General features: G+C 76.5%; 9 protein-coding genes. 6 read left to right on the top strand and 3 right to left on the bottom strand.

Translation table 11 applies throughout. The features are described from left to right. Positions 1-75 precede the first annotated feature (75 nt). The 3 genes from dxs to ACYX4T_RS08725 are packed head-to-tail and all read left to right on the top strand — an operon-like array spanning position 76 to position 3,999. Positions 76-2,076 carry a 1-deoxy-D-xylulose-5-phosphate synthase gene (gene dxs, locus ACYX4T_RS08735; protein WP_476014154.1) on the top strand — a complete coding sequence of 667 codons (2,001 nt, stop codon included), beginning with the start codon at positions 76-78 and terminating at the stop codon, positions 2,074-2,076. A 51-nt stretch (positions 2,077-2,127) separates the two neighbouring features. After that, on the top strand, positions 2,128-2,799 hold the full coding sequence (locus ACYX4T_RS08730) for a response regulator transcription factor (protein ID WP_476014153.1): 672 nt from the start codon (positions 2,128-2,130) through the stop codon (positions 2,797-2,799). 48 nt (positions 2,800-2,847) lie between these two features. Then, positions 2,848-3,999, top strand: coding sequence for a sensor histidine kinase (locus tag ACYX4T_RS08725; protein ID WP_476014152.1), 1,152 nt, complete (start codon positions 2,848-2,850; stop codon positions 3,997-3,999). Here the strand turns inward: ACYX4T_RS08725 and ACYX4T_RS08720 are convergent. The 3 genes from ACYX4T_RS08720 to ACYX4T_RS08710 form a co-directional block, all read right to left on the bottom strand. Next, on the bottom strand, positions 3,987-5,288 hold the full coding sequence (locus ACYX4T_RS08720; protein ID WP_476014151.1) for an HRDC domain-containing protein: 1,302 nt from the start codon (positions 5,286-5,288) through the stop codon (positions 3,987-3,989). The two genes, ACYX4T_RS08725 and ACYX4T_RS08720, sit on opposite strands and share 13 nt — an antisense overlap. A 248-nt stretch (positions 5,289-5,536) precedes the next feature. Further along, positions 5,537-6,253 (bottom strand): response regulator, encoded by a 717-nt coding sequence (locus tag ACYX4T_RS08715; protein ID WP_425550260.1) that lies wholly within the window; start codon positions 6,251-6,253, stop codon positions 5,537-5,539. A gap of 437 nt (positions 6,254-6,690) precedes the next feature. Continuing rightward, positions 6,691-7,296 (bottom strand): DUF3000 domain-containing protein, encoded by a 606-nt coding sequence (locus tag ACYX4T_RS08710; protein ID WP_476014150.1) that lies wholly within the window; start codon positions 7,294-7,296, stop codon positions 6,691-6,693. A gap of 212 nt (positions 7,297-7,508) precedes the next feature. Between ACYX4T_RS08710 and hemE the strand changes: the two genes are divergently transcribed. Genes hemE through ACYX4T_RS08695 form a run of 3 tightly spaced genes read left to right on the top strand, consistent with a single transcriptional unit; the run spans position 7,509 to position 11,477 of the window. Beyond that, the gene (gene hemE / locus ACYX4T_RS08705) at positions 7,509-8,597 is read left to right on the top strand and encodes a uroporphyrinogen decarboxylase (RefSeq protein WP_476014149.1); all 1,089 of its coding nucleotides are present in this window, start codon (positions 7,509-7,511) and stop codon (positions 8,595-8,597) included. Further along, entirely contained in the window at positions 8,594-10,063 is a 1,470-nt protein-coding gene (gene hemG, locus ACYX4T_RS08700) for a protoporphyrinogen oxidase (protein ID WP_476014148.1), read from the top strand. Before hemE ends, hemG begins: the two co-directional genes overlap by 4 nt. A 52-nt stretch (positions 10,064-10,115) precedes the next feature. Further along, positions 10,116-11,477, top strand: a complete 1,362-nt coding sequence (locus ACYX4T_RS08695) for a DUF2252 domain-containing protein (protein WP_476014147.1) — start codon at positions 10,116-10,118, stop codon at positions 11,475-11,477. Positions 11,478-11,487 lie beyond the last annotated feature (10 nt).

Genomic DNA, 11,487 nt, shown 5'->3' with positions numbered 1-11,487 from the left:
CGCGCGTCCGTAGACTGGCGCGCCGAAGCAGTGCGCGTACTCCCGACGCACTCCGCCGGCGAGCCGAGGTGACCCGTGACGTTGCTGGACCGTGTCCGCACCCCCGCGGAGCTGCGCGGACTGGACGAGGGCGAGGTCGTCGCCCTCGCCGGTGAGATCCGGGCGTTCCTCGTGGACAAGGTGTGCCGCACGGGCGGGCACCTGGGCCCGAACCTCGGTGTGGTGGAGCTGACCCTCGCGCTGCACCGGGTGTTCGACTCGCCCCGCGACGCGCTGGTCTTCGACACGGGCCACCAGAGCTACGTGCACAAGATCCTCACCGGCCGGGCCGGGGCGTTCGACGGCCTGCGCCAGCGCGACGGCCTGTCGGGCTACCCGAGCCGCTCGGAGAGCGAGCACGACCTGGTGGAGAACTCGCACGCCTCGACGGCCCTGTCGTGGGCCGACGGGCTGGCGAAGGCCGACGCCCTGACCGGCCGCGACCGCGCGGTCGTGGCCGTCGTCGGCGACGGCGCGCTCACCGGCGGCATGGCCTGGGAGGCCCTGAACAACATCGCCGCGGCCCCGGACCGGCCCGTCGTCATCGTCGTCAACGACAACGGCCGCTCCTACTCGCCGACGATCGGCGGGCTCTCGCGCAAGCTGACCTCGCTGCGCCTGCTGCCCCGCTACGAGCAGGTGCTCGAGCACGGCAAGCGCGCGGTGCAGGGGCTGCCGGTGCTCGGGTCGACGCTGTACTCGGCGCTGCACGCGGCGAAGGCAGGGGTGAAGGACGCCCTGTCCCCGCAGCCGCTGTTCGCCGACCTCGGGCTGAAGTACCTCGGCCCCGTCGACGGCCACGACGTCGCCGCCATGGAGCACGCGCTGCGCAGCGCCCGCGACTTCGGCGGGCCCGTCGTCGTGCACGCGGTCACGGCCAAGGGACGCGGGTTCGCGCCGGCCGAGGCCGACGAGGCCGACCTCATGCACTCCCCGGGGCCCCTCGACCCCGGCACCGGGCTGCCGGTCGGGCCGAAGCCCAAGGACTGGACCTCGGTGTTCACCGAGTCGATGCTCGAGCTGGGCCGCGAGCGCTCGGACGTCGTCGCGATCACCGCGGCGATGGGCGGCCCGACCGGGCTCGCGGCGTTCGGCGAGGCCTACCCGGAGCGCCTGTTCGACGTCGGCATCGCCGAGCAGCACGCGATGACCTCGGCCGCCGGGCTCGCCGCGGGCGGGCTGCACCCGGTCGTCGCCCTCTACTCGACGTTCCTCAACCGGGCCTTCGACCAGCTGCTCATGGACGTCGCGCTGCACCGCGCCCCGGTGACGGTCGCGCTGGACCGCGCCGGGGTCACCGGCAGCGACGGCGCGAGCCACAACGGGATGTGGGACCTCTCGATCCTCGGGATCGTGCCCGGCCTGCGGGTGGCCGCACCCCGCGACGCGGTGACGCTGCGCGAGGAGCTGCGCGAGGCCGTCGCCATAGACGACGGCCCGACGGCGCTGCGCTGGTCGAAGGGCGCGGTGCCGGCGTCGGTGCCCGCGCTGCGCACGCTGGGCCCGGCGAGCGGCCCGGGCCGGGTCGACGTGCTCGCCGAGCCGGCGCGGCCCTCGCGCGCGGCGCCCCGGCCGACCGCGGTCGAGCGCCTGCCCGACGCCGCGCTGCCCGACGTCGGTGACGTCCTGCTCGTGTGCGTCGGCGCGTTCGGCGAGCTCGGCGTGCAGGCGGCCGAGCGGCTCACGGCGCAGGGGATCGGGGTCACCGTCGTCGACCCGCGCTGGGTGCAGCCGGTGCCCGACGCCCTGCGGGCCCTCGCCGGCGACCACCGCCTGGTCGTCACCGTCGAGGACGGTGGGCGCCACGGCGGCGTCGGCGCGGCGCTGGCCGACGCGCTCTCCCGGGACGGGGTCGACGTGCCGGTGCGCCGGCTCGCGCTCGACCAGGAGTTCCTCGCGCACGCCTCGCGCGGCCAGGTGCTCGCGGCGGCGGGACTCACCGACGCCGACGTCGCCCGCCGCGTCACGGAGTGGGTCTCGGGCCGCGACGCCACGACCGTCGCCGACGCGGACGACGGCAGCACGCTCGCACGCTGATCGAGATCTTCTCTCAGCGGCTGCTCAGGTGACCTGTGGCACCGTGGAGACGTGCGAGTACTGATCGTGGAGGACGAGCAGGCCCTGGCCGACGCGCTGGCGCGGGGGCTGCGCCGCGAGGGGATGGCCGTCGACGTCGCGTACGACGGTGACGAGGGCAGCGAGAAGGTCGGCGTCACCCGCTACGACGTCGTCGTGCTCGACCGCGACCTGCCGGGACGCTCCGGCGACGAGCTGTGCGCCGAGATCGTCGGCGGCGTCACCCGCGTCATCATGCTCACCGCGAGCGGGACGCTGCGGGACAAGGTGGAGGGCCTCGCGCTCGGCGCGGACGACTACCTGCCCAAGCCCTTCGACTTCCCCGAGCTCGTCGCGCGCCTGCGGGCCCTCGGCCGGCGCGCGACCCCGGCCGTGCCGCCGGTGCTGCGCGCCGCCGACGTCGTGCTCGACCCGGCCAAGCGCACCGTGACCCGCGGCAGCACGGCCCTCGAGCTCACCCGCAAGGAGTTCGGGGTGCTCGAGGTGCTCATGGGCGCGCGCGGCGCCGTCGTCAGCTCCGAGGAGCTGCTCGAGCGGGTGTGGGACGAGAACGCCGACCCGTTCACCACCACCGTGCGGGTCACCGTCATGACCCTGCGCAAGAAGCTCGGCGAGCCCGGCATCATCGACACCGTCGTCGGCTCGGGCTACCGCGTGCCGGCCGAGGCGCCCGCCGCCGTCTGACTCCGGGTGCTCACCCCGGCCTCTCGGGGCAGGCCGTAGCGTCGGACCGTGTCCACCGCCCCCACCGCGCCGCCCGTGCCGCGCCGTGGCCCGGGGCTGCGCCTGCGCCTGACGCTGCTGGCGACCGGGCTGGTGGCCGTGGTCGCGGTGCTGCTGGTCTGGCTGGGCTGGGTACTGGTCGGCGAGGTGGTCGCCGCGACCCCGCAGCTGCCGCCGGACACCCCGGTGATGGTCGACGGGGTCCGCGTGCCGGCCGGGGAGCTGGCCGAGGCGCTCGGCCGGGCCGCCCGGGTCGAGGTGCTGCGCGTCGGCGCGCTGGCGTTCGCGATGGTCGTGGTGGCCGCGGCGCTGATCTCCTGGGTCACGGTGCGGCGGGTCCTGCGCCCGCTGCACGACGTGACGGCGACCGCGCAGCGCCTGTCGGCGGAGTCCCTGGACGCCCGGATCGGGCTGACGGGTCCGCGTGACGAGGTCGCCGAGCTCGCGGCCACGTTCGACGCGATGCTCGACCGGCTGCAGGCCGCGTTCGACGCCCAGCAGCGGTTCGTGGCCAACGCGAGCCACGAGCTGCGCACGCCGCTCGCGGTGCTGCGCACCGAGGTCGACGTGACCCTCGCCGACCCGGACGCCGACGTCACCGAGCTGCGGCGCATGGGCGAGGTCATCCGCGACGCCACGCGCCGGGCCGAGGACCTCGTCGCCGGCCTGCTGCTCCTCGCCCGCACCGAGGCCGCCGACGCCGTCCCGCGCGACCCCGTGGACCTGGCGGAGACCGTGCCCGGCGCCCTGGACGCGGTGCGCGCCGAGGCCCGCGACCGGAAGCTCACGGTGCACACCGAGCTCGCCCCCGCCGGGGTGGCCGGCGACGCCGCGCTGCTCGGGCGGGTGACGGGCAACCTGCTCGAGAACGCGGTGCGCCACAACCTCGAGGGCGGCTGGCTCGCCGTGCGCACGCGGGTCGACGGCGGGCACGCCGTGCTGTCGGTGTCGTCGTCGGGGCCCGTGGTGGCGCCCGCGATGGTCGCCGAGCTCTTCGAGCCCTTCCGCCGCGGCGCCGGGCGCACCGGCAGCGGCACCGGGCTCGGGCTGTCGATCGTGCGGGCCGTGGCCCGCGCGCACGGGGGGCGCGCGGTCGCCGAGCCGGTCGCGGGGGGCGGGCTGGCGGTCGACGTGGTGCTGCCGCGGGCTCAGGACTCCTGAGGTCCGCCGGGCTCCGCGGGGACCGCGTGCAGCGCCTCGGCCAGCAGCGGGCCGGTGAGCTCCGCCTGCCACGGCCGCGCGCCGAGGTCGCCCAGTGCGGCGGCCACCGCGTCGGGCTCGAGCGACCCCGGCGGCGCCCAGCACAGGCGGCGCACGAGGTCGGGGGTCACGAGGTTCTCGACGGGGGTGCCGGTGCGCTCGGAGAGCTCGGCGAGCGCGGCCCGGGCGGCGGCGAGGCGGGCGGCCGCGGCCGGGTCCTTGTCGCCCCAGCGGTGCGCCGGCGGCGGGCCGTCCTGCGGCGGGGCGGACGCCGGCCACTCCGACTTCGGCAGCGCGCGGCCCCGGGCGATCGCCGACCACCAGCGGTCGGCGAGGCGGCGCTGGGCGCGGCCCCGGAAGACGGGCAGGCCGACGAGGTCGTCGCGACCGGCGGGCTCGCGCAGCGCCGCGTCGACGATCGCCGCGTCGGGCAGGAGCCGGCCGGGCGCGACGTCGCGGGCGGAGGCGAGCTCGTCGCGGGAGCCCCACAGCTCGCGGACCACGGCGAGCTGCGCGGGCCGCCGCACCTTGTGCAGGCCGGAGGTGCGCCGCCACGGCTCGGCGCGCGGCGGCGGGGGAGGGGCGAGGCGCACGGCCTCGAACTCCTGCTCGGCCCAGGCGGTCTTGCCCTGGCGCTCGAGGTCGGCCGCGACGGCGTCGCGCAGGGCGACGAGCAGCTCGACGTCGAGCGCGGCGTAGGTGAGCCACTCCGCGGGCAGCGGGCGGCGGGACCAGTCGGCGGCGCCGTGGCCCTTCTGCAGCCGCACACCCAGGAGGTGCTCGGTCAGCGGCCCGAGCCCGACGCGGGGGTAGCCCACGAGGCGCCCGGCGAGCTCGGTGTCGAACAGCGAGTCCGGGCGCATCCCGACCTCGGCGAGGCACGCGAGGTCCTGGGACGCCGCGTGCAGCACCCACTCGACGCCGCGCAGGGCCTCGTCGAGCACCCGGAGGTCGCCGCCGCAGGCGACGGGGTCGACGAGCACGGTGCCGGCACCCTCGCGGCGCAGCTGCACCAGGTAGGCGCGGGCCGAGTAGCGGTAGCCCGACGCCCGCTCGGCGTCGACGGCCACGGGACCCGTGCCGCCGGCCAGCGAGGCCGCTGCGTCCGCCAGCGCGGCCGTGTCGGTGACGAGCGGGGGAACGCCCTCGGCCGGCTCGAGCAGGTCGACCACCGCCGGGTCGTCGACCTGCTCGCCCCGGCCGACCTCGGCGGTCTCGGTCGGGTCGCTCGGCGAGGGATCGGGGGCCACGGACGCAGCAGTGTGCCCCTCGCCACCGGAGTCGGCACGGGATGACGACGACGTCGCGGGCGTGTCGCGCTCGGACGGCTGCTCGGACGGCCGAGCGGAGGGCTCGGCCGAGCTGCGCTCCGCAGCCTCTCCCGGGGACCGGTCACGGACCCCGCCGGTGCCCCCGGCGGGGTCCGTGGACCGACCGTCGTGCGACGACTCGGCCGACTGCCCCGTGAGAGAGGTCGACGGCCCGCTCGCCCTCGCGCTCAGCGGATGACGCCGGCCCGCATGGCCAGCGCGACCATCTGCGCCCGGTCACCCGTGCCGAGCTTGCGCCCGATGCGGGAGAGGTGGCTCTTCACCGTCAGCGCCGAGAGGCTCAGCGCGTCACCGATCTCCTTGTTGGAGCGGCCGTCGGCGACCAGCTGCAGCACCTCGACCTCGCGGGCCGAGAGCTCCCGCGGGGTGTTGTCGGTGGCCGGCACGCGGGTGCCCGCCGCGAGGAGGGGAGCGACCGACGGGTCGGCGTAGAGGCCGCCCTCGAGGACCCGGCGCACGCCGTCGGTGACCACACCGGGCGACGCCGACTTGAGCAGGTAGGCCTGGGCGCCGGCCTGGAAGGCCGCACGGACCGCCGAGGGGTCGTCGGAGGCCGCCAGCACGACGACGCGGTTCCAGCCCTGGGCGCGGAGCTCCGCGATCAGGTCCAGGCCGCTGCCGTCCGGCAGCCCGAGGTCGAGGATCGCGAGGTCGCACGGCCCGGAGGCCAGCGCTCGCGTGCGGGCCTCGGAGATCGAGGCCGCCTCGTGGACGGTGCCCGCGCCCATCGAGGAGAGCCGCTGCGCGATGGCCTCGCGCAGCAGCGGGTGGTCGTCGACCACCAGCACGGTGAACATCTCTTCCCGCGGATGCGGGACCATGGCCGGCGGCAGCAAGCCGCTCGCGACGCCGCGAAGGGCCATGCCTGGGCCCACGGTTGCCACGTCGAGTACCTCCTAGAAGTCGGTCTTGCCCCCCGACATAACGCACCCGGGCCCTCGTCCCAACGACCGCGCCGCCGATCGGACGAGGAAGTGCGTGCGAGAGAAGATATCCCCCCGGGCGAGTTAACGAGAGCATCAGGGCCAACTTCGCTCGGTGGAGTTTCGCGTGTTACGCGGTCGCGGTCACCCTTTGGAGTGGACAGACTCCACGAAATCGTCTCGCCGTGACACTCGGTGTAACTGCTGCTACGCAGAGTATCGAGTAGCGCCGACCGACCCAGGGCGGCTGCAACCAACGACCCAACGTGTTGGCGTGACGGACCCAGCGTCGTCGGGCTGATCGGACGGCAGCCTGTGCAGCCCTCGGAATGGGTGCGATGACCTGCGGAAGTGCGAAAAAAATTCCCGGATCGATACCGGTGGTACCGGGAGAATGCTCAACCAGATCGGCCGGCGCGCCGGGCACCGAGCGTCGTCACGCCCACCGGCGGAAGTCCGGCGGCGATCGCGAGGACGCCCGCGAACGCCTCGCCGTGCGCGGTGAGGACCTCCTCGGTCGGCGTCCACGACGCGCGCAGCTCGAGGTCGGTCGCGTGCGTCGGGCCGCTGATGTCGCCGAAGCGGACCGAGGCGGTCTGGGTCACGGTGCCCCCGAGCGCGGTCCACGCCGCGCCCGAGTCCTCCAGCGCGCCGGTCAGCCAGGACCACGCCACCTCGGGCAGCATCGGGTCGCCGGCGTGCTCCGGGTCCAGCTCGGCACGCACGAACGTCACGACGCGCAGCGTCCCGTCCCAGGCGTCCTGGCCCTCCGGGTCGTGCAGCAGCACGAGGCGCCCGGTCACCACGACCTCGGCGTCGTCGACCTCGCCGGTGCCCGGCGCGGGGGCGCCCGCGAGCACCTCGGCGCTCCACGCCGCGGAGTACGGGGCGAGGCGCTGCGGCGGGCGCATGGTCCGCAGCTCGATCTCCGCGCGCGTCGGGAGACCGTCGAGCGAGTCCACCGCGCGACGGAAGGTCTCGGGGTGGGTGGTGGGCGCCGTCACCTCGACGACAGTAGGCCGAACGGGTTCTTCTCGGCACCTCCCACGCCGAACGCCCCGCACGTGCACCCCTGCCCCACCCGTCGCGGGCGTCCCGTGCCCGTGGCCGGGCGAGGGCGTCGGTCGCCGCGTCCCGGGCAGCCGGGGCGTCCCTCGCGGCGACCACCCGCCACACGCGGCGGCGGGCGAGGACGACGTGGGAGGATGGGGACACCATGAGCAGGGCGGGAATCGTGACCACGGACGTCCACGCCGACGCGCCTCCGGGCCGCCGGCAGCTGCCCGGCTCGCCCTTCCTCGCCGCCGCGCGCGGCGAGCGTCCGGCCCACCGGCCGGTGTGGTTCATGCGGCAGGCCGGGCGCTCGCTGCCGGAGTACCGCGAGGTGCGCCGGGGCACCGGGATGCTCGAGGCCTGCCTGACCCCGGACCTCGCCTGCGAGATCACCCTGCAGCCGGTGCGTCGCTACGGCGTCGACGCGGCGATCCTCTTCTCCGACATCGTCGTGCCGCTCAAGGCCGCCGGCGTCGGCGTCGACATCGTCGCGGGCACCGGGCCGGTCGTGGAGCACCCCGTGCGCACCGCCGCCGACGTCGCCGCGCTGCCCGCCCTCGACGCGGCGGGCGTCGCCCCGGTGGCCGAGGCCGTGCGCCTGCTGGTCCGCGAGCTGGGCGAGACGCCGCTCATCGGTTTCGCCGGTGCCCCGTTCACGCTCGCCTCCTACCTCGTCGAGGGCGGGCCGAGCCGCAACCACGAGCGCACGAAGGCGCTCATGCACGCCGAGCCCGAGACCTGGCACGCGCTGTGCTCCGTGCTCGCCGACACCACGCTGACGTTCCTGCGTGCGCAGGTCGGGGCCGGCGTCGACGCCGTGCAGCTCTTCGACTCCTGGGCCGGCGCGCTCTCCGAGCGCGACTACCGCGAGCTGGTGCTGCCCCACTCCGCACGGGTGCTGGGCGGCCTCGCCGACGCCGGCGTGCCCCGCATCCACTTCGGCGTCGGCACCGGCGAGCTCCTCGGTGCGATGGGTGAGGCGGGTGCGGACGTCGTCGGCGTCGACTGGCGGATCCCGCTCGACGTCGCCGCCACGCGCGTCGCGCTGGGCACCGCGCTGCAGGGCAACCTCGACCCCGCGCTGCTCTTCGCCGGCGAGGACGTCGTCGCCCGCGAGGTCCGCCGCATCCTCGCCGAGGGCGAGGCGGCCGCGGGCCACGTGTTCAACCTCGGGCACGGGGTGCTGCCCGAGACCGACCCGGACGCCCTGGCCCGCGTCGTGGACCTGGTGCACGCCACCGAGCTGCCATGACCCGCGTCCTCGTCGTCGGCGGCGGGGTCTCGGGGCTCGCCGCCGCCCACCGGCTGCGCACGCTGCTCGGCCCCGACGCCGGGATCGTCGTCGTGGAGGCCGCCCGCTCGCTGGGCGGGAAGCTCGCGGCGCTGGAGATCGGCGGGCGGCGGGTCGACGTGGGCGCCGAGGCGTTCCTCGCCCGGCGCCCCGAGGCGGGCGCACGGATCGCCGAGCTCGGCCTGGACGACCAGCTCGTGCACCCCGGCCCCGCCGCCTCGGGGCTGCGCGTCGGCGGGCGGACCGTCGGGCTGCCCCCGCGCACGGTCATGGGCGTGCCGGGCGACCCCGACGTCGCCGCGGAGGCGCTCTCGCCCGCGGGCCTCGCGGCGCTGCGGGCCGACCGCCCCGGCGACTGGGAGCCCGGCGGCGACGTCGCCGTCGGCGCGCTGGTGCGCGCGCGGCTGGGCGACGAGGTCGCCGACCGGCTCGTCGACCCCCTGCTCGGCGGCGTCTACGCCGGCCACGCCGACGGGCTGGGCCTGCGCGCCACCGTGCCCGCGCTGGCCGCGGCCCTGGACGCCGACCCGCGCTCGCTGCTCGCCGCCGCCCGCGCCTGCCTGCCGGCCCCGCCCGCCGAGGCCGCGCCGCCGGTCGCGACGGGCGCGCCGAGCTCCACCCCCGGGCGCGCCCCGGTCTTCGGCACCCTGCGCGGGGGGCTCGCCGACCTCCCCGCCACCCTCGCCCTCGCCGCCCGCGCGGACCTCCGCCTCGGCCGGACGGTGACCGGGCTCGCCCGCACCCCCGACGGCTGGCACGCCGAGATCACCGACGAGGCGCCGGTGGAGGCCGACGCCGTCGTGCTCGCCGTGCCCGCGCCGGCCGTGCGCCGCCTGCTCGCCGACCACGCGCCCGAGGCCGCCCGCGCCGCCGGCGAGATCGAGCTCGCGTCCTCGGCGCTCGTCGTCCTCGCGCTCCCCGCTGCCGCCGCAGCCCCGCTCGCCGGACGTTCCGGGGTGCTCGTCGGGGCGGGGGAGCGGCGACCGGACGGCCTGCCCTGGACGATCAAGGCGACGACGTTCAGCAGCGAGAAGTGGCCGCACCTGGCGCCGCCCGACACCGACGACCCCGACGCCACCGCCGTGCTGCGCCTGTCCATCGGCCGCCACGGCGACCCCGGCTCCCTGACCGCCCTGCGCCGCGACGACGACGACCTGGTCAGCGCCGCGCGCAGCGACCTCGCCGCGCTCACCGGGATCGAGGAGGTCCCCGTCGAGTCCGCGGTCGTACGCTGGCCCGGCGGGCTGCCGCAGTACGGCGTCGGGCACCTCGACCGGGTCGCGGCCATCGAGTCCGGCGTGTCCGCCCTGCCCGGGCTGGCGGTCGCCGGGGCGGCGCTGCACGGCGTCGGTGTGCCGGCCTGCCTCGCCACCGCCGACGCCGCCGCGGAGCGCGTCGCCGCCCACCTGCGGGCGACCATCACCTGACGATCGCCCGCGGCCGGCCCCGCGCGGCGGTGGCCGGGGCCAGACTGGTCCCGTGGCTGATCCCGCCGACCTCGCCGACGTCCTCGGCACCACGGACGACGGGGAACGCACGACGTTCATCGTCGACACGCTCACCGAGGCGTTCTCCGACCTCATGGCCGCCTCCCCGGCGGCGTTCCGCACCAAGTTCCGGAAGATGGCCGTCGAGCCGTTCGCGTTCTACCGCGGCAGCGCGCCGCTCTACTACGCCGACGTGGCCCGCCTCGACGACCCGTGGGTCGACGACCGGACCCGGCGCGTCTGGATCCAGGGCGACCTGCACGCCGAGAACTTCGGCACCTACCTCGACGGCGACGGGGTGCTCGTCTTCGACGTCAACGACTTCGACGAGGCCTACGTCGCCCCGTGGACCTGGGACCTGCGCCGGCTCGTGGCCAGCGTGGCCCTGCTGGGCTGGTCCAAGGCGTTCTCCGACACCGACATCGACGCGCTCACCGCCACCTACCTGCGCTCCTACCTCGCCGCGGTGCGCTCGTTCTCCGGCGGCTCGGGGGAGCGGGAGTTCGCGCTGACCCGCCGGAACACCGACGGCCCGATCCGCGAGGCCCTGCAGCGCTCGCGGGAGAGCAGCCGGCGCGCGCTGCTGGACGCCACCACCGAGATCGAGGGGGAGAACCGCATCTTCCGGTCCGGGCCCGGGGTGCGGCGCCTCGACGACGAGGAGCGCGCGGAGGTGGTCGCCGCCTACGAGGCCTACCTGGAGACGATCCCGCCCGCGAAGCGGTGGCCGGACACCGCCTACGAGGTCCACGACGTCGTCGGTCGCAGCGGGTTCGGGATCGGCAGCGCCGGCCTGCCCGCCTACAACGTGCTCATCGAGGGGCCGAACGAGGCCCTGGACTTCGACGTCGTGCTGTCGGTGAAGCAGGCGGTGCGGGCGTCGCCGAGCCGCGTCGTCGACGACCCCGAGGTGGCCTCGTGGTTCACCCACCACGGCCACCGCACCGCGGTGTCGCGCCGCGCGCTGCAGGCGCACGCCGACCGCCTGCTCGGCTGGACCGAGATGCGGGGTGTCGGCTACGTCGTCGCCGAGCTCTCGCCGTACGAGAACGACCTCGAGTGGGACGACCTCACCGAGCCCCGCGACCTGCGCGACGTCCTGCAGCACCTCGGGCGCGCCACCGCCCGGGCGCACTGCGTCTCCGACGCCGACGCCGAGCAGGGCCCGGTCACCGGGCAGGTGGAGGACGCCCTGCTCGGGGTGGTCGGCGACCGGGAGGACGACTTCGTCGCCGACCTCGTGGCGTTCGCCCGCGACTACGCCGGCATCGTGCGCGAGGACCACCGCCGCTTCGTCGAGGCGTTCCGCGCCGACCGCGTGCCCGGCGTCTCCAGCGCCGAGGAGTCCCTCTGACCGGTGCCGG

The organism is Actinomycetospora sp. ABD4_176, assembly GCF_056311855.1.
The sequence above is the reverse complement of the archived record's forward strand: the minus strand, read 5'-3'. Positions and strand labels throughout refer to the sequence as shown.